Genomic DNA, 24450 nt, shown 5'->3' on the forward strand with positions numbered 1-24450 from the left:
GGGCGCAGATAGCTATAAAAAATATAGCGTCTGCGCCTTGCCCCACCGATTCAGTCTTCCAGCTCGGCCTGGGCCATCTCCACGTCCAGCCGCTCCATCGCGTCCAGCGGCTGGCAGGCGGCGGCCTGCTCATACAGCTTGGTGGCCTCTTTCATTTTTTTGTCGCCTTCCAGCATGACCAGGCCATTGGCGTATTCGATCATGGCAATCGCCGAATGTGGGTTGAGCTTGATGGCCTCCCGGAACAGGGACAGGCCGGTGTCTTTTTTCGCGCCGTAGGTCATACCGCCTATCAGTGAGCCAACCTTGTCGATCACTTCGGCGTGAAAAGCGGCCAGCGCGATGTGGGCATCGGCATGTTTGGGCGACAGGCGGATGGCTTGTTCCAGCGCATTTTTGACCTTGGTGCCCAGCCCTTGGGCCAGCGCCTTGGCCACGCTGATGCCCTGGCCGTAACGGCCCAGTGCGTAGGCCTGCCAGTAATAAGCGTTGGCGTCCTTGGGGTTGTCCGCCTGCTGGGCCTCGGCCCGTGCGGCGACTTCCATGAACAGTTCGAGCTTGGTTTTTTCCTTGGCTTCGAGGTAGTTGGCGTAAATGCTGGTGGCCTTGTTGGCCACCGTGATGCCGGCACCGCCCGCCTTGAGGCCGGCCTCCCCGGCTTTCTGGAACTCGCCATTGTGAAAAAACACCCAGGCTTGCAACACGGCGGCTTCCTTGGGCAAGGCTTCGCAATCGCCCTGGTGCAGACGCGCCCAGTGTTTTTTCAGGCTGGCAGCATCGAAGGCGTAGTCGCCGGTGTGTGGAAAAGCGGTCCATTTGGCCATCGATCTCTCCTTGAAATAGGTATTTTGAATGGGTCAGGCAGGCTGGCTGTAAGCGCCCACCAGCGCCTGCAGGTGCATGCGCTGGCCGGGCTCCAGGTAGGGGATCAACAAGTTCAGCACATGGTGCGCGCCCCGCAGCAGCGCGGCCTGGGCGTTGGCGGGCTCCAGTGCGTTGCGCGGGTCGCGCACGTATTCGAAGCTGAGCCAATATGTCAACACCACCACCATGCTGGTGGCGGTGGCTTCAACCTCGCGTGAATCGATGCTGACGGCATTGGCCCGGCTCATGCTGTCCAGCATGGCCTTGACGGAACGGGTCTTGTTTTTCAGCACCCACTGGAAGTGGGTTTCCAGGCGACGATTTTTGCTGAGCAGGTCGTTCAGGTCGCGGTACAAAAAGCGGTATTGCCAGATCAGCTCGAACAGCGAATGCATGAAAAACCAGGCGTCCTCGACATCACGCACGCTGTCGCTGGCGTTGAGCAGCTCGCTCAGCCCCCGCTCGTAGCGGTCAAACAGCGAGTTGATCAACTCGTCTTTGGCGGGGTAGTGGTAATACAGGTTGCCGGGGCTGATGCTGAGTTCGGCGGAAATCAGTGTGGTCGACACATTGGGCTCGCCGAAGCGGTTGAACAGATCAAGCGTCACTTCCAGGATGCGTTCAGCAGTTCGGCGCGGCGCTTTTTTCGCCATGGTGTCTACCTCGTATTTTTTTCTACTCTAACCGACCGACCGAGGTGTTGGAAGTAGGGAATCACCGTGGGTCGGTGCTACCTGTTCCGCTTCGCTCAGGCCGGGCGGCCCGTCGGCTGTTGCAGCGCATGGCTCACATCTTCCATCACTTCTTCGAGTGAGTGGATGGCGCGGCCCAGCCGCGTAGCAATGGGCGGGGCGCTCACCAGGTGGCGCCGCGGGTCCTCCAGCACAGCCATATCGAGCGCGATGCCGTGGCGTGCCAGCTTGGCCGAGAGAGTGGTTTTTCGCGAACGCAGCAAGGCACGGGTCTTTTGGTAAGCCTGTTCGGCGAGCTGGCGGCGCTGGCGATAACTGAAGGTATTGGCCAGAAACATGTCGGCATCGCGCTGGTCCGGCTCTATCAACACAATGTCGGTGTCGGGGTAGGCATGTTCGTAATGTTTCATGCCCAGCTCCAAGCGCGAATGGATCATGGAGCGAAAGGTCTGGCTCAGCACGGCGGGCAGGCCGCCATCGACGATACGCGGGATGGCCTGCCTTTCCTTGGGCAGGCCGCGCCGCATCACCCGCTGCGCCATCGACAACTCGGGTGCCCGGGTCGAGTCAAACGGCACCAGGGGGTTGAGGCACAACATCAGGTCGATGCCGCCGTCCATTGCCACGCCGGCATGCAGGGTTTTTTTCAACGCGCCATCGACGTAGTAGTGGTCGTCAATTTCCACAGGCGGAAACAAGCCCGGCAGGGCCGAACTGGCCTGGACGGCCTTGGAAATCGGCACATGGTCCCAGCCGGGCTGGCCAAAAGGCGCAGCCTCGCCACTGTCCAGGTTGGTGGCGACCAGGGTCAGCCGTGTGGCGAGCTGGCGGAAATCATTGGTCCGACCTTCCTTGGAGAACAGGCGGCTCAGGCGCCGGTCCACCTCTTCGTTGGAGAAAATGCCCGTGGGCAAGGCCGGGCCCAGTTGTTCGAGCACATTCACCAGGGATTTTCGTCCCAGGGTGGCGCGCCAGAGGGCCGAAGCGGCCAGGCCAGGCAGCATGACGGCGCGGCGTAAAAACTCGCCGTAGGCGGGCACCAGCAACCAGGCCGGGTCAAACAGGTCGGACGTCTGCTGGTCATTTTCAATAAAGGCCGCGCATAACTCGCGCGGTGTCATGCCATTGGCCAGGCCGGCGGCCAGAAAGCCGCCGGCCGAGACGCCGACATAGTGGTGCAGCCTGGTCAGCGACAGGCCTTGCAGCGACTCGTCCAGCGCGCAGAGCGCCCCAATTTCGTAAATTGCGCCCAAGGGCCCGCCGCCGGCCAGTGCCAAGGCGATGCGCGGGCCGGTGCGGGGTGGTTGGCGTCGAGAAGGTTTGGCTGAGGTCATGGGTGTCGGCGTCGGTGGCGGGTGAATTTGCTGCGACGCAGCATTTGTTTGAAAAAGGCAGGCGTAAAAAAAGGACGCCGGAACGTCCTTTTTTAGCCGGGGTACTCGGGCCTTAGGCTGACTTGCGGGCAGCGGGTGCGCGTTTGGTGGCAGGCTTGCGTGTTGTGGACTTGGCTGCGGCGCGAGGCGCCGCTTTGGTCGCGGTGGCCGGCTTGGCGCTCATTTTCTGCACGTTTTTGTTGAGTTCGTCGATACGAGCGATCAGGGCATCCACGTCTTTGGCCGAAGGCACACCCAGCTTGTTCAGGGCTTTGGCCACACGTTCTTCAAAAATGTTTTCCAGCTTGTCCCACTGGTGGCCGGCCTTGGAGGTGATGTCAGTGGCCATGGTCGCCATCTTGTTGGTGGCCGTGGAGATTTTTTCTTCGGCGACAGCCTGGGTCTTGCGCTGGATGGACAAGCCTTCCTTGACCAGGGTCTCAAACACTTTGCCGCCTTCTTCCTGTGCCTTCGAAAAAGCGCCCAAGCCAGCCAGCCAGATCTGTTGCGCGGACTCCTTGACGGCGCCAGTGAGTTGCGGGGCGGATTTTTTGTCGGCGCTCATTTTTTGCAATTTCTTGACCATGGGGAACTCCTGGCGGTAGGTGGTTGGTGGATTGGCGTCGCATGAATGCTGCACACAGCAGGAAATGTAAGCCCTGCGGACGCGCAGATTTAGGGGTGTGCTTCTAGAACGCTAGGGGCCAGCCTCTATGGAAAACCAGGCGGGGCGCGGGTTTCTGCTGACCAGCGGTCCAGAGGGTTTGGGCAAAAATCCAGACTGGTCCAGAGTTGTCTAGCGGAGAACACAATGCAGTATTTCGTCACGGGAGCCACAGGCTTCATCGGTAAACGTCTGGTCAAGAAGCTTCTGGAGCGCAAAGGTGCCACCGTGCATTTCCTGATCCGCCAGGAAAGTGTCGGCAAGGTCGAGGCCTTGCGTGCGTATTGGGGCGTCAGCGCCGCCAGGGCCGTCCCGGTTTATGGCGACCTGACGGCCAAGAAGCTCGGGGTTGCCGCTGACGACGTCAAAAAGCTCAAGGGCCAGATCGATCATTTTTACCACCTGGCCGCGGTCTACGACCTGGGCGCCGACGAAGACAGCCAGATTGCCGTCAACATCGAAGGCACACGCCACACCGTGGAGTTCGTCAAGGCGATTGATGCCGGGCACTTCCACCACGTGAGCTCCATCGCGGCGGCCGGCCTTTACGAAGGCGTGTTCCGCGAAGACATGTTCGAGGAGGCCGAGAACTACGAACACCCGTATTTCATGACCAAACACGAGAGCGAAAAAATTGTTCGCAAGGAATGCAAGGTGCCGTGGACGGTGTTTCGTCCCGCCATGGTGGTCGGTGACAGCACCACCGGCGAAATGGACAAGATTGACGGGCCGTATTATTTCTTCAAGCTGATCCAGCGTATGCGCCAGCTGTTGCCGCCATGGATGCCGGCGGTGGGCCTGGAAGGCGGGCGCATCAACATCGTGCCGGTTGATTTTGTGGTGGATGCACTGGACCACATCAGCCACAAGACCAGTATTGCCAAAAAGTGTTTCCACTTGGTTGATCCGGTGGGTTACCGCGTCGGTGACGTGCTCGACATTTTCAGCCGGGCCGCGCATGCGCCCAAGATGAATCTTTTTGTCAATGCGGCCTTGCTGGGGTTTATTCCGCGCGGCGTCAAGAAAAGCCTGATGGCGCTGGCCCCGGTGCGGCGTGTGCGCAATGCCATCATGGCCGACCTCGGCCTGCCCGAGGACATGCTGACTTTTGTGAATTACCCGACACGTTTCGACTGCCGCGAAACGCTGGCCGCTCTCAAGGGGTCGGGCGTTGAATGCCCCAACCTGAAAGATTACGCCTGGCGTGTCTGGGACTACTGGGAGCGCCACCTCGATCCCGACCTGCATATCGACCGTTCGCTGAGGGGCACGGTCAATGGCAAGGTGGTGCTGATCACCGGCGGATCGTCAGGCATCGGCTTGGCAGCGGCCCACAAGTTTGCCGAAGCTGGCGCCATCACCGTCATTTGCGGCCGCGACCAGGACAAGCTGGACGAAGCCTGCAAGGAAGCCAAGACCAAGGGTTATCACTTCATCGCCTACGCAGCCGATATCGCCGACATGGCCGATTGCGACCGTTTTGTGCAAACCCTGATAGCCAACCACGGCGGCGTTGATTTCCTCATCAACAACGCCGGCCGCTCGATTCGCCGCGCGATCGAGGCCAGTTACGACCGGTTCCACGATTTTGAACGCACGATGCAACTCAATTATTTCGGCTGCCTGCGTGTCACCATGGGTTTTTTGCCAGGCATGGTGGCCAAACACAAAGGCCATGTCGTCAATATCAGCTCGATCGGTGTGTTGACCAATGCGCCGCGCTTTTCGGCCTATGTGGCCAGCAAGGCGGCGCTTGATGCCTGGACGCGTTGCGCCTCCAGCGAGTTTGCCGATGTCGGCATCAGCTTTACCACCATCAATATGCCGCTGGTGCGTACGCCCATGATTGCGCCCACCAATCTGTATAACAACGTGCCAACACTTTCGCCCGAAGAGGCCGCAGATTTGATTGCGCAGGCCTGTATTTTCAAACCGGTGCGTATTGCCACCCGCCTGGGCATTACCGGCCAGGTCATGCATGCACTGGTGCCACGTATTGCGCAGATTGCCATGAATACCAGTTTTCGCATGTTTCCCGACTCATCGGCCGCCAAGGGCGCGAAGCCGGGTGACAAACCGGTTAAGCAGACTTTGTCGCCGGAAGCTGTGGCGCTGCAGCAGATGATGCGTGGGATTCACTTCTAGGGATGCTGCGCCCGACAGTTGCCACCGGCTGGCCTCGCGGCTTGCGTAGCGAGGTCAAAGGCATAATACAAACCGGTGCCATGCGGCACCGGCATACGTAAGGGTGAGCGCATGATTTTGGTTACAGGGGGGGCCGGGTTTATCGGCGCCAATTTTGTTCTTGACTGGCTGGCAAGCACCGACGAGCCGGTGCTCAACCTGGATAAACTCACCTACGCCGGCAATATGGAAACCCTGGCGCCCCTGAAGGGTGATCCACGGCATGTTTTTGTCAGGGGCGACATCGGCGACAGCGCACTAGTCGCAGAGCTGCTGGCCCGGCATCAACCGCGGGCCATCGTCAATTTTGCGGCCGAATCGCATGTGGACCGCTCCATCGCGGATCCCGAAGAATTCATCCAGACCAACATCGTCGGCACTTTTCGCCTATTGGAAGCCGCGCGCCAGTACTGGGCCGGCCTGCCAGCTGGTGCCCGAGGCGAGTTCCGCTTCTTGCAGGTCTCCACCGATGAGGTTTATGGTTCCTTGCGGCCGGCTGATCCGGCATTCAGCGAGACGAACCGCTATGAGCCGAACAGCCCATATTCGGCCAGCAAGGCCGCCAGCGACCACCTGGCCCGGGCCTATCACCATACCTACGGCCTGCCAGTGCTTACCACCAACTGCGCTAACAACTACGGCCCTTATCACTTCCCCGAAAAATTGATCCCGCTCATGATCGTCAATGCCCTGGCCGGCAAGCCCCTGCCGGTCTACGGCGACGGTCAGCAGGTGCGCGACTGGCTATATGTCCGGGACCATTGCAGCGGAATCCGCCGCGTGCTCGAAGCCGGCAAACCTGGCGAGACCTACAACATAGGCGGCGGCAACGAAAAACCGAATATCGAGATTGTCCAGACGGTCTGCGCCCTGTTGGATGAGCTGCGACCGCGCAGCAGCGGCAGCTATCGCGAGCAGGTGGTATTCATCAAAGACAGGCCTGGCCATGATCGCCGCTATGCGATTGACGCCCGCAAGATCGAGACTGACCTGGGATGGACGCCCGTCGAAACGTTTGACTCCGGTATCCGCAAGACCGTGCAGTGGTACTTGGACAACCCGGGATGGGTTTCGCACGTGCAAAGCGGTGCATACCGTGACTGGGTCGAGGTCCAGTATGTGACGGCTGCCCCCTGAGCGCGGATATGAAGATACTGCTTTTCGGGAAGAGCGGACAAGTGGGATGGGAGTTGCAGCGCAGCCTGGCGCCTCTGGGCGAGCTGGTGGCACTGGATCGCCACAGCAAAAACTTTTGCGGCGACCTCGCCAACCTGAGCGGAATTCGCGATACGGTGCAGCAGATCCGGCCTGACGTTATCGTCAATGCCGCTGCCTATACGGCCGTCGACAAAGCCGAAAGCGATGTAGGTAGCGCGCGCGTCATCAATGCTGAAGCACCGGGCGTGATTGCGGAGGCTGGCGAGGCAGTCGGCGCATGGCTGGTGCATTATTCGACGGACTACGTGTTTGACGGCAGCGGCAGCAAACCCTGGCAAGAGGCAGATCCCACTGGTCCGCTCAGCGTCTATGGTCGGACCAAGCTGGAGGGTGAGCAGCTTATTGCGATGCGATGTGCCAAGCACCTGATTTTGCGCACAAGCTGGGTCTATGCGGCAAGGGGTGGCAACTTTGCCAGAACCATGTTGCGCCTGGCTGCAGAATACGATCGTTTGACGGTCGTCAACGACCAATTCGGTGCCCCGACCGGGGCGGACCTGCTTGCCGACGTCACGGCTCACATGCTGCGTTCTGTGTTAAGAGGCGCTACCTCAAGCGTGGCCGGCATCTATCACGTGGCGGCCGCAGGTGAGACTTCATGGCACGGTTATGCGCAATTCGTGGTCGACTGTGCTTTACAAGGCGGTGCGGTGCTCAAAGTCTCACCCGGTACCGTGGACCCCGTTCCCGCATCAGCTTTCCCAACGCCAGCCGCACGTCCTCATAATTCGCGTTTGAACACCACCAAACTTCGCGGCGTGTTTGGCTTGCAGCTCCCCGCTTGGCAAAACGGCGTTGCCCGGATGCTGGCTGAAACTAACTGACAACCCCCTATGACCCAACGCAAAGGCATTATTCTCGCAGGCGGCTCAGGCACACGCTTGCATCCCGCCACACTGGCCATTAGCAAGCAGTTGCTGCCGGTCTATGACAAGCCCATGGTCTACTACCCGCTGAGCACACTCATGATCGCGGGCATTCGCGACATACTGATCATCAGCACGCCTCAGGACACGCCGCGTTTCGAGCAACTTCTGGGGGGCGGTTCCCAATGGGGGCTCAATCTCGAGTACGCGGTGCAGCCCAGTCCGGACGGACTGGCCCAAGCATTCATCATCGGGGAGAAATTTCTTGATGGTGCTCCTAGTGCGTTGGTGCTGGGTGACAACATTTTCTACGGGCACGATCTACATACGTTGCTGATGGATGCTGATGCCGAAGCGTCTGGGGCGACGGTGTTCGCCTACCATGTACAGGACCCTGAACGTTATGGTGTTGTGGCGTTCGATTCGAATGGTCGGGCCAATAGCATAGAAGAAAAACCGACGGTGCCAAAGAGTAACTATGCCGTGACGGGCCTTTACTTCTACGACGCGCAGGTTGTCGAGATTGCCCGATCGATCAAGCCCAGCGCACGTGGCGAACTTGAGATTACGGCCGTCAACCAAGTCTATTTGGAACGCTCCCAACTGAAGGTGCAGATCATGCAGCGCGGGTATGCGTGGCTCGATACCGGAACGCACGACAGCCTGCTCGACGCCGGCCAATTCATTGCGACGCTGGAGCATCGCCAGGGGCTAAAGATTTCATGCCCTGAAGAAATTGCGTGGCGCAACGGGTTTATCAACAATGAGCAACTTGCAAAACTTGCGAGCCCTCTGGCCAAGAACGGGTACGGTCAATACCTGTTGCGCTTACTCAAAGAGCGCAATTAGCAATGAAAGTAACGTCTACCGCTATTTCGGATGTCTTGATCATTGAGCCTCGCGTGTTCGGCGACCCGCGCGGGTTCTTCTTGGAAAGTTTCAATCAGCGTGACTTCAATGTGGCGACTGGCACCAACTACACCTTTGTACAGGACAACCACAGCCGATCTGCAAAAGGCGTGCTGCGGGGGTTGCATTACCAACTGGAGTTGCCACAGGGCAAGCTTGTTCGCGTGGTGCGTGGGACTGTTTTTGATGTGGCCGTTGATATTCGTTCTGCCTCACCCACGTTCGGAAAATGGGTCGGCCTGGAATTGAGCGAGCACGACAACCGGCAGCTCTGGGTGCCGCCTGGCCTTGCGCATGGCTTTCTGGTGCTCAGTGAGAGTGCCGACTTTTTATATAAAACCACTGATTACTATGCTCCCACACAGGAGCGCTGCATCGCATGGGACGACCCCACGTTGGCAATCGACTGGCCTCTTGATGGTCATCCGGTGCTTTCTGGCAAGGATGGTGCTGGCCAGGCTTTCAAGACCGCCGAATTTTAGGTGCGGGCGAGTCCGGCAAGTCGCAGCCCTGCACGTCGGGCGTAAATCCGCTCACACGCTTTAGCAAAATGCTCCGCAGAGTCGCAGTGTCGTTGGCTGCAATGGCCTGCTTCAGCAGTTCGATGTCAGTATGAAATTCTTCCCAGGGTACAAAATCTTCGTGGGCCTTGAGGATACGAGGGTGGATGGTCGGCACCGGGTTGTCGCCGATTAACAACTCCTCATACAGCTTTTCGCCAGGACGCAAGCCTCTTATCTCAATGGCGATATCTCCATCAGGGCAGTTCTCGTCCCGCACCGTGAAGCCCGAAAGTTTGACCATGCGGCAGGCCAGATCAATGATCTTTACCGGCTCACCCATATCAAGCACATATACCTCGCCGCCTTCCGCCATGGCACCGGCCTGAAGCACGAGTTGGGCAGCTTCGGGAATGGTCATAAAGTAGCGGGTAACATCTGCGTGCGTCAAGGTGATAGGCCCGCCAGCTTCGATCTGCCGCCGGAACAGGGGCACGACGCTGCCGCTGCTGCCGAGTACATTGCCGAAACGGACCATCGCAAAACGCGTGATATTGTTCACTTGCTGATTACCGTCTGTATAGAAACTCAGCCTGGGTGTGGCTGACAGCGCCTGGAGTACCAACTCGGCGAGGCGCTTGCTTGCTCCCATGACGTTGGTCGGCCTTACGGCCTTGTCGGTCGATATGAGGACAAAGTGGCTGACTTCCGTTTCGATTGCGGCGCGCGCCGTGTTGAGCGTACCCAATACATTGTTAGCTATGCCTTCGGCCGGATTGTGCTCGACGAGCGGTACGTGTTTGTAGGCCGCGGCGTGATAGACGCTGTGCGGTTTGTAGGTGCGGAAAATCTCCAGCATGCGCTGGTAGTCGCGCACATTTGCCAGCAAGGGAACAAGCTCGATCGAAATGCCGGAACGAGTGGCAAAGCGTTCGCAAAACGGCTGAAGTTCTTGCTGAATGCTGTAGAGACCGAATTCACTATGCTCTACCAAAATCAGGCGGGTAGGCTGCTCCTGCAGTATCTGGCGGCACAGCTCACTGCCGATGCTGCCGGCAGCTCCCGTGACCAGCACGATTTTGTTTGCAAGGCTTCGCGTGAGCAACGCACGGTCAGGCGGCACGGCATCGCGACCGAGCAAGTCTTCAACATCCAGATCTTTGATGTCGGCCAGCGCGACCCTGCCGTGGGCAAGGTCGGTCAGCCCGGGTAGAGACCGCACGTGAACCGGCAATGGTTGTAATTCATTCAGAATAGCGTTGCGACGGGCGCGCGTAATTGAAGGCAGCGCCAATAACATGTCGGTGATGTTGCATTTTTCAATCAGGTCCGGTAATTCGGAAGGCGCATAGACCGGCACATGATTTATGGTCAATCCCTGCAACGTGGGGCTGTCGTCAATAAAACCAAGCAGCTTGAATTCGTGCGAAGTCGCGATTGCGTCGGCGATTTGAACGCCTGCAGACCCGGCGCCGTAAATCAAAAGACGACTGACACTCATCTCGCGGCGCTGTCCATTGGAAAGGCCGCTCAACCATTGACGTGCGACCGCTCGGGAGCCACCGACCAGAAGCATCAGGATGAGTGGTTGAAGGAGCCCTATGGAGCGCGGCACATCGGGCCATCCCATTAGCAGCAGCGTCCCAAAAAACAGCGCCGCATATAACGAGACGGCAAGAACCAGCGCTCTCATGGCCGCCATACCGCTGTGCCTGAATATGGCGCGGTAAAGACCGTTGCGCCAGAAGATTGGCGTTGCGAGCAAAGGGGCGAGAATATAAGGCCCCCACTGGTGGGTGTTACGGGGCCAGTGCAGTGTATCCAACCGCAATGAGTACGCTGCCCAAACCGCGACAATGCCCATGAGGGCATCGAAAAATAGTACGACCAATTGCTTGATGCGTCGCGGCTGGCTCAATAACTTGGTTTTTATCATTTGTGTTGTACGGCAAACCCCGGCGGGCATTTTGAATTAATGAGATATGCCGTCGCGTCGCAATACCTTCATTCCCGTCGACCATAGTATGCGAATGTCGAACCGCAGGGATTGATGTTTCAGGTACTCGAGATCCAGGGCCACTTTGTCAGGTATGGGGAGTTCGTCGCGTCCGTTGATCTGGGCCCATCCGGTCAGTCCAGGCAGCAGGGCATCGATCCCATGCAGCGTTCGCAACTCAATGAGGTCGCTTTGATTGAATAGGGCCGGGCGCGGCCCTACAAAGCTCATGTCGCCGATCAAGATGCTCCAGATTTGCGGGAGTTCGTCCAAGCTGCTTTTGCGCAGAAATGCGCCGATTGGCGTGAGATGTACCGAAGGATCAGCAAGCAGGTGAGTCGCGACCACCGGAGTTCCAATGCGCATACTGCGAAATTTGGGCATGCGGAATACTCGATTGCGTTGGCCAACGCGATCGGACCAATATAAGGCTGGACCTGCCGAGGTCGCCCGAACTCCCAGTGCCAGTAATAAAAGAGGCAGTGCAAGTACGCACAGCACTCCGACAGCCAGCGCAATATCAAACAAGCGTTTCAAACCAAAATCTCATGGCAAGGTTGTACAAAACTGGCTGCAAAAGATGGCGTGGTCGAGATATAACATCCCGCCAACACCATTGGATGACGCCCTAATGCTCTCGGGTGACCGGTTAGCTACAAGTCTAGATGGTCCGATCCGGTGGTTTTTAACGCACAAGAGCTTTTAGGCTGAAGCGCTTTGACTTTGTGCTTCGCGCGCCGACGATTTTAACCATCGTTTATGGTCGCAGGTTGGCAGGTAATTTGTTCAGAGCCCTCCAGAAGAGCTCCTACGGTCAGCGGTGCCGCGAGTATTCGACTGGCCAAAAGGGGCGGTGCATTCAGCTTGAGTGGCTACGTCCGTATCGTCAGGCTATACTTCGTTCAATTGCTGAACAGATGGCTTTCCCGAGACATTTTCGCGCGCACTAGTAGCACGTCGGTAGGTGGGGGAAGTGCTGAACTTCGTTGAAAGCTCCACTGATGTCCAATCCCCAAGAAGAAAACCACCTGAAAATTTTGCGGCTGCTGGTGGGGAATTCCCGTATGAATCAACGCGATCTCGCTGGTGCGTTGGGAGTTAGTCTGGGTAAAGCCAATTACTGCATCACGGCTTTGGTGGAGAAGGGCCTCATCAAGGTGCAGAACTTTCGCAATAGCCAGAATAAGCTTGCCTACGCATATCTACTGACACCGCTCGGTATTGCCGAGAAGGCGAATTTAACCGCGCGCTTCCTTCGTCAAAAGCTGGCTGAGTATGAGAGTCTGAATCGTGAAATCGAACTTCTGAAACGGGAAGTTGGAGAGGATTGCGCTGACGTTCATTTAAGTGGCAGGCTATGACCCGTCACTTGTCTGCAACGTATGCCGGCCGTGGCACTCTTAATTACTCTTTCGGATTCTGACTCATGAGCGATAAACCGGTTATTACTGCCGTAATCCTTTGTGGTGGATCCGGCACCCGATTGTGGCCGCTTTCGCGCAGCAGCTTTCCCAAGCAGTTCGTTCCTTTGATTGCAGGTAAGTGTCTGCTCGAACTCACCCTGGAGCGGGTGGCGCAGCTTGGTGCGTCATGGGGAGGCGCACCGGTGATGTGTGTTGCGGCGGAAGATCATCGATTCTTAGTGGGTGCGGCGATGCAAAGTGCCGGTGTGCCTGCCGAAGTCATTCTTGAGCCGGTGGCCCGTAATACCGCTGCTGCGATGGCGTTGGCCGCCCTTCGTGCCAAGGCCGACGACTTGTTGTTGTTCTGTCCTGCGGATCACCATATTCCGGATGTTTCGGGTTTTGTTGCCACGGTCGAGGCGGGCCGAGAGGCCGCGAACAACGGTGCTTTTGTTACTTTCGGGGTGGTCCCCACTTTTCCTAGTACTGCCTATGGTTACATCGAACGCGGTACGGCGAATCCAGACAAAGGTTTCGCGGTCACGCGGTTCATCGAGAAGCCAAGCTTTGATAAGGCGGGAGCACTGATTCTTCAAGGGAATGTCCTGTGGAATGCCGGCATTTTCCTGGTGAAGGCGTCAGTGCTTATTGTGGCCCTGCAGGAGCATGCGGCTGATATCTTGGAAGCATGCGCGGCGGCAATGGCTGGTGCGAGCCGGGACGGCCATTTCATCAGGCCTGAGGCCAGCGCTTTTGCGTCCTGCCGTCCTGAGAGCATCGACTACGCCGTGCTGGAGAGGCATAGCAATGTGGTGGTCATCCCTTTTTCTGGGGCCTGGAGCGACGTTGGCAGTTGGAATGCGGTTGCCGAGCTGACGCCGCCGGATGCCCAGGGCAACAGGGTCGGCGGGCAAGGTTTGGTAGTGCATGCCACGCGCACTTTCATCCACGCGCCGATACGGCCCGTTGTGGCGCTGGGTACCGATGGCCTTTTGATCATTGATACGCCCGATGCGCTGCTGGTCGTCGCGGCCACCCATGCCGAGCAGGTCAAGCTCGTCGTAGCCGAGCTGGCAGCGGTGGACAGCCCTCAAGCCACGTTGCATCGCAAGGTGTCACGGCCCTGGGGCTGGTATGACAGCATTGATTGCGGTGAACGGTTCCAGGTCAAACGAATCAATGTCAAGCCGGGCGGCAGCCTAAGCTTGCAAAGGCATAGGCACCGCGCGGAGCATTGGATTGTTGTCAAGGGACGTGCCCTTGTGACCAAAGGTTCGGAAACCTTCATGCTGGCGGAGAACGAGTCTACGTACATTCCCATCGGCGAAATCCACAGGCTTGAAAACCCGGGGGAGATGGACCTCGAGATGATTGAAGTGCAGTCCGGTAGCTACCTGGGTGAAGACGATATAGAGCGATTTAACGACGTATATGGCAGGGTATAAACAATGAGAAAAGTAGCGCTGATAACCGGAATCACCGGCCAGGACGGCTCCTATCTGGCAGAGTTCCTGCTGGCCAAGGGGTACGACGTCCACGGCATCAAGCGGCGGGCTTCGCTTTTCAATACGGAGCGTATTGACCACATTTATCAGGATCCCCATTCGGACAATCCGCATATGTTTCTGCATTACGGCGATCTTACCGATACGTCGAATCTGATGCGTGTAATGCAGCAGGTGCAGCCCGATGAGGTCTACAACTTGGGGGCCATGAGTCATGTAGCTGTATCGTTTGAATCGCCCGAATACACGGCTGACGTCGATGGCATGGGGACGCTGCGGCTGCTGGAGGCTATTCGGATACTGGGGCTTGAAAAAAAGACGCGCTTCTACCAGGCGTCAACTTCGGAGCTCTACGGGCTGGTGCAGGAAATACCGCAGCGCGAGAGTACGCCCTTTTATCCTCGCAGCCCTTATGCGGTGGCTAAACTTTATGCCTACTGGATCACGGTCAACTACCGTGAGGCCTACGGCATCTATGCATGCAACGGCATCCTGTTCAATCACGAGTCTCCGCGTCGCGGAGAGACCTTCGTGACTCGAAAAATCACCCGTGCTCTGGCGAACATATCGCAGGGGCTTGAGGAGTCGTTTTACCTTGGAAACATGGATGCGCTGCGCGACTGGGGGCATGCACGCGACTACGTCGAGATGCAGTGGCTCATGCTGCAGCAGGAACAAGCGGAAGATTTCGTCATCGCGACCGGCGTGCAGTACTCGGTTCGCCAGTTCGTTGAGGTGGCGGCGCGCGAACTGGGTATCGAAATCGAATGGCAAGGCCGCGGTGTGGACGAAAAAGGGGTGATCGCCGCGATAACTTCGGATAATGCGAGCGGCGCCAAGGTGGGGCAGGTCATCGTGGCCATCGATCCCAAGTATTTCCGCCCTACCGAAGTGGAAACGCTGCTGGGAGATCCGACCAATGCGCGTGTCAAGCTTGGCTGGACGCCGACAACGACGTTTGCCGAGATGGTGCAGGAAATGGTTGCGAAAGATCTTGAGGATGCCCGGCGCCATGCGCTTTTGAAGCGTCACGGCTACAGCGTGGCGATATCCCTCGAGAAGTAAACAAGCATGGAACATCTGAATGCCCGCATCTTCGTCGCCGGCCATCGTGGGATGGTCGGTTCGGCCATTGTTCGTCTGCTGAAGTCGCGTGGCTATCGCAATATCGTCACGCGCACCCATGCCGAGCTCGATTTGACGGACCAGGCGCAGGTGAGACTGTTCTTCTCGAGTGAAAAAATCGAGCAGGTATACCTTGCGGCGGCGCGCGTTGGCGGCATCCACGCCAATAACAGCTATCCGGCCAACTTTATTTATGAAAACATGATGATGCAGGCGAACATCATCCATGAGGCTTGGCGGCATGACATACGCAAACTGTTGTTCCTCGGGTCGTCGTGTATATACCCGCGCTTGGCCGCCCAGCCCATCCGGGAAGACAGTCTGATGACGGGCCAGCTTGAGCCGACCAACGAGGCTTATGCGATCGCAAAAATAGCGGGCATCAAACTTTGTGAAAGCTACAACCGCCAGCACGGCACAGACTACAGAAGCGTCATGCCAACCAACTTGTACGGCCCGGGCGACAACTACCACCCCGAAAACAGCCATGTCATTCCCGGGTTGATCAGACGTTTTCACGAAGCCAAGATCGCTAAGATCGAAAAAGTGGCCATTTGGGGAAGCGGCACCCCGCAACGTGAATTCCTGCATGTCGATGACATGGCATTGGCCAGCCTGCATGTGATGGACCTCGAGCCCGCGCGCTACGAGGCCGCCACGCAGCCCATGCAGTCCCACCTGAATGTAGGAAGCGGCGAGGAACTGAGCATTGGTGAGTTGGCCAAAACCGTCATGCAGGTGGTTGGTTTTCAGGGGCGGATCGAATTTGACAACACCAAGCCCGACGGCACACCGCGAAAGCTGCTCGATGTATCGAGGCTCGTGTCATTGGGCTGGGCGCCCGGCATTCCTCTGCGCGCTGGACTGGAAGAAACCTACCAGGCCTTTCTTGCCGGTACGCAATCGGTGCCGTCGGACGGGCGCGCATAGCAATGCCGCACCCTTGCTTTACTTGCTCATGTGTCACGCCGGGAGCCAAATGGTGAACGTCCCAGTTGCGCATGATTCGGTGCCGACTTTGTTGTGGCGCTTGCTTGGGCATCTGAGCAAACGCCGGCAGCGGCAGTTTGCACTTCTGACGGGGCTCACGGTGATTAGCGCGGCCGCGGAGGTTGTCAGCTTGGGGATTGTGCTTCCTTTCATTGGCGTGCTGGTTTCGCCCGAGATACTCTTCACGCGGCCGTTTGTCGCGAGCGTTGCAAGGGATTGGGGCATCACATCGGCAGATCAACTCGTTTTGCCCTTGACCATCGCGTTTGTTACCGCAGCGGTCGTCGCCGGAGCGGTTCGCATGCTGGTGCTATGGGTCACGACTCGGCTGGCGTTCGCCAGCAGCGCGGATCTGAGTATTGAGGTGTATCGCAGAACCCTGTACCAGCCTTACCCGGTGCACGTTTCGCGCAACAGCAGTGAAGTTATTAGCAGCATCACCAACAAAATTGGGGATGCTGTGAACGTGCTGTATCAGTTGCTGACACTAGTCAGCTCATCGATTCTGCTTGTGGCCATCACAGTGACGCTGATGGTGATCAACCCGATGGTGGCCCTGGTGGCGATCACGGGTTTTGGGACCAGTTATTTTGTGATCAGCTGGATCGCCAGGCGTCGCCTGCGTCGAAACAGCGACCGCATCGGCCATGAGTACTCGCAAGTCATCAAGGCGCTGCAGGAGGGGTTGGGCGGTATACGCGACGTGCTGCTGGACGGAGCGCAGGAAGTCTACAGCCAAGTGTACCGGCAGGCGGACTATCCGCTGCGCCGGGCGCAGGGCAACAATGTGTTTATCGCAGCCAGCCCGCGATTTGTGGTCGAAGCGGTGGGCATGGGTTTGATCGCGGCGCTCGCTTATGGCCTGAGCCAGCAGCCCGGTGGCGTGGCTGTTGCTCTGCCGGTGCTGGGCGCGCTGGCCTTGGGTGCGCAGCGCCTGCTGCCGGCGCTGCAGCTCAGCTACAGTGCGTGGGCCGGCATTACAGGCAGTCAGGCGTCGCTGGCCGGGTTGCTGGAAATGCTGGATCAACCGTATCCGGCGGATTTTCTACTGGCCAAGCAACCAGCGCCTTTGCAGTTGCGCGACAATATCCAATTCAGCAACGTCAGTTTCCGTTACGCTGCTACCGGCCCGCTGGTTCTCAACGACTTAAACCTGACGATTCGCAAAGGTTCCCGCATCGGTTTTGTTGGAAGCACCGGCAGTGGGAAAAGTACCGCTCTTGATCTGCTGATGGGCTTGCTATTGCCCTCTGAGGGCGCGCTTTCTGTGGACGGTCAGATCATCGCCGGTACGACGATAGGCGCGTGGCAGCGATCCATCGCCCACGTGCCTCAGGGCATTTATTTGGCTGACACTACCCTTGCCGAGAATATCGCTTTTGGCGTTCCCAGAGGTGCAATAGACATGGACCGGGTTCGGCAAGCTGCGGCGCAGGCTCAGATTGCCGAATTTATTGAGAATAGCCGCGAGGGGTACGACGTACTTGTCGGTGAGCGTGGCGTACGTCTTTCGGGCGGGCAGCGTCAGCGTATTGGCATTGCGCGTGCACTTTACAAGCAGGCCAGCGTGCTGGTTTTTGACGAGGCTACCAGTGCGCTCGATAGTGCAACCGAGCGGTCCGTCATGAGCGCCATTGAAGGACTCGACCGGGAGCTGACGATCCTGATGATCGCGCACCGATTGACCACGGTACGCAACTGCGACACCATTGTTCAGCTTGAGGCCGGCAAGCTCGTGGCTCAAGGATCCTATGAAGAGCTACTTGCCGGCAGCCCGAGTTTTCAGCGCATGGCGCTTGCGGCCAGCCAAGAGCCCTTGCTTGGCTAGTCAAGTCCTACCCATCTTTCCCACGCATAAAAAAACATGTTCACCAATAAAAACATCCTGATCACGGGCGGTACCGGCTCCTTCGGTAAACAGTACGTCAAAACCATACTTGAGCGTTACAAGCCGAACAAGTTGATCATTTATTCCCGCGACGAGCTCAAACAGTTCGAAATGGAGCAGGACTTCAATCAGGACTGCATGCGGTATTTCATCGGTGATGTACGGGACCGGGAGCGGCTGATACAGGCTATGAAGGGCGTTGATTACGTCATTCATGCTGCGGCGCTCAAACAGGTGCCGGCAGCCGAATACAACCCGATGGAGTGCATCAAGACAAATATCCATGGCGCGGAGAATGTGATTTACGCGGCTTTGGCAAACGACGTGGAGAAAGTCATTGCGCTGTCGACGGATAAGGCTGCCAGCCCGATCAATCTCTACGGCGCGACCAAGCTGGTTTCCGATAAGCTGTTTGTCGCCGCCAACAACGTGGCCGGCGGACACAAGACGCGGTTTTCTGCAGTGCGTTACGGCAATGTCGTGGGTTCGCGAGGATCGGTTGTCCCTTTCTTTCAGAAACAGATCGACAGCGGTGCCGATCATCTTCCGATCACTGATGCGAGGATGACGCGTTTCTGGATTACCTTGCAGCAAGGTGTGGATTTCGTCCTCAAGAATTTCGAGCGGATGCACGGAGGGGAAATCTTCGTGCCGAAAATTCCGTCGGTGAATGTGTCCGACCTAGCGACCGCCATGGCGCCGCAACTTCCTCACAAAATCATCGGAATTCGTCCCGGCGAGAAGCTGCACGAGATCATGTGCCCTGCGGACGACTCACACCTCACGCTTGAATTTTCCGATCACTTCGTCATCAAACCCACCATTCAATTCTCGAGGTACGCGGATTTTTCAGTGAATGGAGTTGGCGAAAGAGGAGAAGTTGTTGAGCAGGGCACTGAGTACCATTCGGGGAAAAACCCACATTTCCTGAGCATCGAAGAGATACTGTCCTTCAATCAGCTCGCTGCCAAATGATGATTCCCTACGGCCGGCAAGACATTTCCCAGGCGGATATCGATGCCGTGGTTGAGGTCCTGCGTTCGGACTTTCTCACGCAGGGACCCACAATCCCGCGATTCGAGCAGGCTGTCGCGACGCATGTAGGCGCGCGTTACGCGGTCGCCGTGAATAGTGCCACCTCGGCCTTGCACATCGCCTGCCTGGCACTCGGCCTGGGTTCCGGGGATCGCCTCTGGACGGTGCCCAACACGTTCGTAGCCTCCGCCAATTGCGGTCGCTACTGTGGCGCGGAGGTGGATTTTGTCGACATTGATCCGGATACCTGGAATATCAGCGTTACCTGCTTGCGCGAAAAGCTCATCGACGCGAGAGCGCGCCAGCAATTGCCCAAGATCGTTGTGCCTGTGCACTTCAGCGGCCAGCCGACTGACCAGGAGGCGATTTGGGCGCTGGCACAAGAGTTTGGCTTCAAGGTGTTGGAAGATGCTTCGCACGCGATTGGAGCGTCGCATCGTGCAGAGCCCGTCGGCAGCTGTCGCTGGTCGGACATCACGATTTTCAGTTTTCACCCCGTCAAGATCGTCACAACGGGTGAGGGGGGGCTGGCACTCACCAACGACGCCGCACTGGCCGAACGGATGGCCTTGTTTCGAAGTCATGGCATAACCCGGGATGCGCAGCGATTCCGGGCATCAGCGACCACCGAAAACGCATCGGCATCCGCGCTGGTGTGTCCCGCGGCCTGGTATTACGAACAGCAGGAGCTTGGCTACAACTACCGCATGACGGACATCCAAGCCGTTCTCGGCGTCAGCCAACTCGGGCGCCTGCAAAGCTATGTGGCGCGCCGCAATCTGCTTGCGCAGCGCTATGACGCGAAATTGGGCGATCTGCCGCTGACCCTGCCCACCATTCTGGATCACAATATTTCCGCATTCCACCTGTATGTGGTGCGGATTCAGCCGGCGCAAACGCCCAAGACGCATCGGCAGATTTTTGATGAGCTCAGGTCGAAAGGCGTTGGCGTCAATTTGCACTACATGCCGGTGCATTTGCAGCCCTATTACCAGGACCTCGGTTTTACTGCGGGCCAATTTCCTGAAGCTGAAGCCCACGGGAGCCAGGCGATCTCGCTGCCCCTTTTTCCGACCCTTACGTTCGAGCAGCAGGATGACGTGGTGCTTGCGGTGAGGAATGTTCTCGGCCATGCATAGTCGTGTAGCTCTCGGTACGGCCCAGTTTGGCATGGCCTATGGCATTGCCAATCAGCTCGGGCAAATCGATCCGGGTGAAGCGGGCGAAGTTTTGCGCCGGGCTCGCACCGCTGGCATGGATACCCTGGACACCGCGATAGCCTATGGTGACAGCGAGAAAACGCTGGGATCCCTGGGCGTGCAGGAGTGGAAACTGGTGTCCAAGTTGCCGTCATTGCCCGACGCCTGCACCGACATTCAGGGCTGGGTTCGTGCTGCATTGATGGGTTCGCTCTCGCGCCTCGGGGTGGGCAAGCTGCACGGCCTGTTGCTGCATCGCTCGCAGCAACTTCTTGATCCGCGCGGGGCGGCCCTCTATGCTGCTTTGCGCGATGTGCAACAAGAGGGGCTGGTGGATAAGATCGGCGTGTCCGTCTATGGGCCTGATGAACTGGACGCGTTGTGGCCGAAATTTCGGCTCGATCTTGTTCAGTCGCCTTTCAATGTGTTTGACCGCCGACTGGCCAGTTCCGGCTGGCTGGAACGCATGTATCAAGACGGCACGGAGGTCCACGTGCGCTCGGTGTTTCTGCAAGGCCTGTTGTTGCAGCCGGCTGAAAAGCGGCCGGCAGAATTTGCCGGTTGGCAGGATTTGTGGTCGAAATGGGATGAGTGGCTGGCGGAGGAGCAATTGAGTCCTCTGCAAGCAAGCTTGATGTTTGCGTTATCCCATCCCGAAATTGACCGAGTCATCGTTGGCGTGGACGGTGCGAGCCATCTGGCTGAAATTCTCTCCGCTCCCACCGCAGATCTGATCGATTTCCCCAATTCTCTAGAGTCTTCGGACTTGCGTCTAATTAATCCCACTCAATGGAAACTACAATGAAACGTTGTACCAAATGCAACCTTCCCGAAACCCACGAGACGATCATCTTTGACGCTCAGGGTGTCTGCAACATCTGCAATCAGCAGGACTTCAAAAAAGGCAGTATCGACTGGGGGCAGCGCAAGAAGGACCTTGACGCGCTGGTTGAGGAGTATCGCGGTAAATACGATTACGACTGTCTCGTTCCTTTTAGCGGCGGAAAAGACAGCACCTGGACACTGAACTACCTCGTGAAGGAATACGGTCTCAAGCCGTTGGTGGTCCGCTTCGACCATGGGTTCATGCGGCCCAATCTTGATGACAACGTCAAGCGCACCATGCGAAAGCTGGGTGTGGACATGCATACCTTTACCCCTAACTGGAAGGTTGTCCAGAAGCTGATGCTTCAGAGTTTTCTGGAAAAAGGTGATTTCTGCTGGCATTGCCATACCGGGATTTTTTCGTATCCGATGTGGGTCGCCCTTGAGAAGAAAGTTCCCCTGATTTTTTGGGGCGAACCTTCCGCTGAATACACGGCCTACTATGACTACAGCCAGCCTGAAGAGGTGGATGAAAAGCGCTTTAACAGGTATGTCAACCTAGGCATCACCTCGGACGACATGTTCATCCGGCTGGAAGGTGCGCTGGACCCCAGGGACCTGAAACCTTACAAATACCCTCCGGGCAAAGACTTGCGCGGCTTGGGCTATCGCTCGGTGTGTCTGGGATCCTACATTCAGTGGGATGTCAAAAAGCAGTCTGAAATCATCCAACGCGATCTCGGCTGGAAGGGGGATCAAGTCGAAAATGTGCCGCCTGAGTACAGTTACGAAAAGATCGAGTGCTACATGCAGGGCGTTCGCGACTACATCAAGTACATCAAGCGCGGCTATTCCCGGCCCTCGCATCTGGTGGCCCTGGACATTCGCCATGGGCGCCTCAAGAAGGAAGACGGTGAGAAACTAATTGCCGAGTACGAAGGCCACCGGCCGCCCAGTCTGGACCTATTTCTCGAGTTTGTCGGCTTGACGGAGCAGGAGTTCATGGAAATTGCCATGGCGCACCAAGTGTCCCCTTACGCCCACGATCCCCAGAAGACATTGCCCGGCCAGAGAATGGCGGACTTTGAGCGCTGGAACAAAGATGGTGCCATGGACCGTGCGGATGCCGAGGCGCAGGTGATCCGCTGGAAATCCCGCCATGTTTGAACGCGTGGGCTCTGCCGGGACGGACGCTTGGTGAACAAGCAAGTCGTGGGCATCGTCGACTACCAGTCCGGCAATATCCGTTCGGTGGTGAACGCGGTCGAGGCCGCTGATGTGGCGTCCATCCTGGTACGCCGCCCTCAAGACCTTGACGGCTGCTCCCACCTCGTTTTGCCCGGCGTAGGCGCTTTCGGGTTCTGCGCGGGCCGGTTGCGGGCAAGCGGCTTGCTGGAGGGAATCGAAGAATGGGCGCTACGCGATGAAAAACCTCTTTTAGGTATTTGTGTGGGCATGCAACTGATGGCCGACCATAGCCAAGAGATCGGCTCTCACGCCGGCCTGGGGTGGATTGGGGGCACTGTGCAAAAGCTGGAAAAGCCAGCCGGGCAACCCGCGATTCACGTGCCGCATGTGGGGTGGAACGAGGTGCTCTTTAAAGAGTCCTTTGGTTTATTCAAGGAGGGCGAGTCGGTGGACTTCTACTTTGACCACTCCTTCGCTTACCACGCGCCCAGGCTGGGACGCGAGATTGGCTCGACGCACCACGGCCAGCATTTCAGCGCACTGATCAAGCGGGGCAACTTGGTCGCCACGCAATTTCACCCGGAAAAAAGCCAGGCAGCGGGAATGCGCCTGCTCAAATCATTTCTGGCGATGTAGACGATGCTCAAGAAAAGAATTGTTCCCAAGCTACTGATCAAGAATAAATCCTATGGTCGACTGGTGCGGCCCATCCTGGTGACGACTCGTAATTTCGATCAGATTTTCGAGGTGGGAGACCCGGTCTCCCAGGCCAAGGTATATGAAGCCCAATTGGCCGACGAATTGATCGTGCTCAATATCGACAGCCTGCCCATTGGCGAGGATTTCGCGCTTTTGGGGGTGATCGAAAAATTGGCATCCGAAACATTCATGCCTATTGTGGTTGGTGGGGGCGTTCAGACCCCGGACGATTTTTCGTTGCTGCTGGAACGTGGTGCCGACAAGGTTTCGATCAACGCCGCTGCGGTATCGAATCCCGCGCTGATCACCCGGGCCGCCGAACGCTTTGGGGCCCAATGCGTAGTTGTATCGATTGATTTTCGCTACGATGCCGTTCTTCAGAAAAGCGTCGTGTTCACTCATAAAGCTTCGGTCAACACCGGCCTGGATGTGGTGGCTTGGGCCCGGCAGGCGGCCGCGGCGGGCGCCGGAGAGATTTTGCTAACCGACGCTGACCGGGACGGGCAGGGCGGTGGGCTGAATGTTGCGCTCGGAAGAGATGTTGCCGACGCCGTGGATGTACCCGTGATTCTTTCGGGTGGCTGTGGCGTGGCGCAGCATTTCATTGACGGGTTCCTGGCGGGAGGCGCCGAGGCCGTCGCGGCTGGCACCTTCTTTTGTTTCAGGGACCAAAACCCCATGCAGGCGCGCGCCCACGTGAGAAGCGCTGGCATTCCCATCCGGATCGGAACCTGACATGTACATTGATTTGCCGCATATTTCGATGGGGGAAGTCGGCAGCTTGTTCGTGCTGACGCCAGAGCATGTCACGGACAGCTATGTTTCCTGGCTCAACACCCCTGAAATCAACCAATACCTTGAAAGCCGATTTACGCCCCATACCGTGGAGTCGACGCGAGCCTTCGTTGCTTCGGTGCTGGCGTCGAGCGGCAATCTTTTTCTGGGCATCACAAGCCACCAATTGCGTCGGCACGTGGGTAACATCAAGCTCGGCCCCATAGACCCGCACCATGAAACCGGTGACATCGGCATTCTGATCGGTGACAAGACAGCCTGGGGCAAAGGCATCGCCACCGCGGCGATCGAGGCGGTCTCTGCGATTGCCGCAACGCATCTCAAGCTGCGTAAGCTGACTGCCGGCTGTTATGCCTCCAACGTTGGCAGTCGGAAGGCATTCGAAAAGGCCGGTTTCCTCGTCGAAGGCGTGCGACCAGCGCAGTTCCTGCTTGATGGTAAAGCGGAAGACTTGGTGTTGATGGGGCGGTTTTTTAAATGATGATGATCTCATGTTAAAAATACTGATTCGATGCAAGCTTCGAGGGCGCGC

At 57.6% G+C, this 24450-nt stretch carries 23 protein-coding genes; 17 read left to right on the forward strand and 6 right to left on the reverse strand.

Annotation, left to right across the window (positions count from 1 at the left end; all coding sequences use genetic code 11):
- Window positions 1-50: 50 nt before the first annotated feature.
- The 4 genes from R6254_RS15375 to R6254_RS15390 form a co-directional block, all read right to left on the reverse strand.
- Complete coding sequence (locus R6254_RS15375) at window positions 51-824, reverse strand: tetratricopeptide repeat protein (RefSeq protein ID WP_318408078.1); 774 nt, start codon at window positions 822-824, stop codon at window positions 51-53.
- A 33-nt stretch (window positions 825-857) separates the two neighbouring features.
- Window positions 858-1517 carry a TetR/AcrR family transcriptional regulator gene (locus tag R6254_RS15380; protein WP_318408080.1) on the reverse strand — a complete coding sequence of 220 codons (660 nt, stop codon included), beginning with the start codon at window positions 1515-1517 and terminating at the stop codon, window positions 858-860.
- Window positions 1518-1612: 95 nt separating this feature from the next.
- Entirely contained in the window at window positions 1613-2890 is a 1278-nt protein-coding gene (locus R6254_RS15385) for a patatin-like phospholipase family protein (protein ID WP_318408081.1), read from the reverse strand.
- 112 nt (window positions 2891-3002) lie between these two features.
- Window positions 3003-3515, reverse strand: a complete 513-nt coding sequence (locus R6254_RS15390; protein ID WP_318408082.1) for a phasin family protein — start codon at window positions 3513-3515, stop codon at window positions 3003-3005.
- 225 nt (window positions 3516-3740) lie between these two features.
- On the opposite strand from R6254_RS15390, the gene R6254_RS15395 reads away from it, so the two are divergent.
- The 5 genes from R6254_RS15395 (at window position 3741) to rfbC (ending at window position 9252) form a co-directional block, all read left to right on the forward strand.
- A complete protein-coding gene (locus R6254_RS15395) occupies window positions 3741-5738 on the forward strand; it encodes an SDR family oxidoreductase (protein WP_318408083.1) in 1998 nt (665 codons plus the stop codon).
- A 111-nt stretch (window positions 5739-5849) separates the two neighbouring features.
- Complete coding sequence (rfbB, locus tag R6254_RS15400) at window positions 5850-6914, forward strand: dTDP-glucose 4,6-dehydratase (protein ID WP_318408084.1); 1065 nt, start codon at window positions 5850-5852, stop codon at window positions 6912-6914.
- Between the two features lie 8 nt (window positions 6915-6922).
- Window positions 6923-7819, forward strand: a complete 897-nt coding sequence (gene rfbD, locus R6254_RS15405; RefSeq protein WP_318408085.1) for a dTDP-4-dehydrorhamnose reductase — start codon at window positions 6923-6925, stop codon at window positions 7817-7819.
- 9 nt (window positions 7820-7828) lie between these two features.
- Window positions 7829-8710, forward strand: a complete 882-nt coding sequence (gene rfbA / locus R6254_RS15410; protein ID WP_318408087.1) for a glucose-1-phosphate thymidylyltransferase RfbA — start codon at window positions 7829-7831, stop codon at window positions 8708-8710.
- Between the two features lie 2 nt (window positions 8711-8712).
- Window positions 8713-9252: a dTDP-4-dehydrorhamnose 3,5-epimerase gene (gene rfbC / locus R6254_RS15415; RefSeq protein WP_318408088.1), complete on the forward strand. Its 540-nt coding sequence runs from the start codon at window positions 8713-8715 to the stop codon at window positions 9250-9252.
- Here the strand turns inward: rfbC and R6254_RS15420 are convergent.
- Both R6254_RS15420 and R6254_RS15425 read right to left on the reverse strand, forming a co-directional pair.
- Window positions 9233-11206 (reverse strand): polysaccharide biosynthesis protein, encoded by a 1974-nt coding sequence (locus R6254_RS15420; protein ID WP_318408089.1) that lies wholly within the window; start codon window positions 11204-11206, stop codon window positions 9233-9235. The two genes, rfbC and R6254_RS15420, sit on opposite strands and share 20 nt — an antisense overlap.
- A 36-nt stretch (window positions 11207-11242) precedes the next feature.
- Window positions 11243-11803 carry a sugar transferase gene (locus R6254_RS15425; RefSeq protein ID WP_318408090.1) on the reverse strand — a complete coding sequence of 187 codons (561 nt, stop codon included), beginning with the start codon at window positions 11801-11803 and terminating at the stop codon, window positions 11243-11245.
- 464 nt (window positions 11804-12267) lie between these two features.
- Here R6254_RS15425 and R6254_RS15430 point away from each other — a divergent pair, with 464 nt between their 5' ends.
- The 12 genes from R6254_RS15430 to R6254_RS15485 all read left to right on the forward strand — a co-directional run bounded on the left by R6254_RS15430 (window position 12268) and on the right by R6254_RS15485 (window position 24399).
- Complete coding sequence (locus tag R6254_RS15430) at window positions 12268-12627, forward strand: MarR family EPS-associated transcriptional regulator (RefSeq protein WP_318408092.1); 360 nt, start codon at window positions 12268-12270, stop codon at window positions 12625-12627.
- Between the two features lie 65 nt (window positions 12628-12692).
- Complete coding sequence (locus tag R6254_RS15435) at window positions 12693-14114, forward strand: mannose-1-phosphate guanylyltransferase/mannose-6-phosphate isomerase (protein ID WP_318408094.1); 1422 nt, start codon at window positions 12693-12695, stop codon at window positions 14112-14114.
- Between the two features lie 3 nt (window positions 14115-14117).
- A complete protein-coding gene (gene gmd / locus R6254_RS15440) occupies window positions 14118-15239 on the forward strand; it encodes a GDP-mannose 4,6-dehydratase (protein ID WP_318408096.1) in 1122 nt (373 codons plus the stop codon).
- Between the two features lie 6 nt (window positions 15240-15245).
- Window positions 15246-16229 carry a GDP-L-fucose synthase gene (gene fcl, locus R6254_RS15445; RefSeq protein ID WP_318408098.1) on the forward strand — a complete coding sequence of 328 codons (984 nt, stop codon included), beginning with the start codon at window positions 15246-15248 and terminating at the stop codon, window positions 16227-16229.
- Between the two features lie 52 nt (window positions 16230-16281).
- Window positions 16282-18117 (forward strand): ABC transporter ATP-binding protein, encoded by a 1836-nt coding sequence (locus R6254_RS15450; RefSeq protein WP_318408099.1) that lies wholly within the window; start codon window positions 16282-16284, stop codon window positions 18115-18117.
- Window positions 18118-18153: 36 nt separating this feature from the next.
- Window positions 18154-19152 carry a UDP-N-acetylglucosamine 4,6-dehydratase (inverting) gene (gene pseB, locus R6254_RS15455; RefSeq protein WP_318408101.1) on the forward strand — a complete coding sequence of 333 codons (999 nt, stop codon included), beginning with the start codon at window positions 18154-18156 and terminating at the stop codon, window positions 19150-19152.
- On the forward strand, window positions 19149-20351 hold the full coding sequence (gene pseC / locus R6254_RS15460; RefSeq protein WP_318408102.1) for a UDP-4-amino-4,6-dideoxy-N-acetyl-beta-L-altrosamine transaminase: 1203 nt from the start codon (window positions 19149-19151) through the stop codon (window positions 20349-20351). The genes pseB and pseC overlap by 4 nt, the downstream gene beginning before the upstream one ends.
- The gene (locus tag R6254_RS15465) at window positions 20344-21216 is read left to right on the forward strand and encodes an aldo/keto reductase (RefSeq protein WP_318408103.1); all 873 of its coding nucleotides are present in this window, start codon (window positions 20344-20346) and stop codon (window positions 21214-21216) included. Before pseC ends, R6254_RS15465 begins: the two co-directional genes overlap by 8 nt.
- Window positions 21213-22403 carry an N-acetyl sugar amidotransferase gene (locus R6254_RS15470; RefSeq protein ID WP_318408105.1) on the forward strand — a complete coding sequence of 397 codons (1191 nt, stop codon included), beginning with the start codon at window positions 21213-21215 and terminating at the stop codon, window positions 22401-22403. Before R6254_RS15465 ends, R6254_RS15470 begins: the two co-directional genes overlap by 4 nt.
- Window positions 22404-22433: 30 nt before the next feature.
- Complete coding sequence (hisH, locus tag R6254_RS15475) at window positions 22434-23060, forward strand: imidazole glycerol phosphate synthase subunit HisH (protein WP_318408107.1); 627 nt, start codon at window positions 22434-22436, stop codon at window positions 23058-23060.
- 3 nt (window positions 23061-23063) lie between these two features.
- Window positions 23064-23858, forward strand: a complete 795-nt coding sequence (gene hisF, locus R6254_RS15480) for an imidazole glycerol phosphate synthase subunit HisF (protein WP_318408108.1) — start codon at window positions 23064-23066, stop codon at window positions 23856-23858.
- A gap of 1 nt (window position 23859) precedes the next feature.
- On the forward strand, window positions 23860-24399 hold the full coding sequence (locus tag R6254_RS15485) for a GNAT family N-acetyltransferase (RefSeq protein WP_318408110.1): 540 nt from the start codon (window positions 23860-23862) through the stop codon (window positions 24397-24399).
- Window positions 24400-24450 lie beyond the last annotated feature (51 nt).

It is taken from the genome of Polaromonas potterensis, assembly GCF_033446725.1.
Classification (GTDB): domain Bacteria; phylum Pseudomonadota; class Gammaproteobacteria; order Burkholderiales; family Burkholderiaceae_C; genus Polaromonas.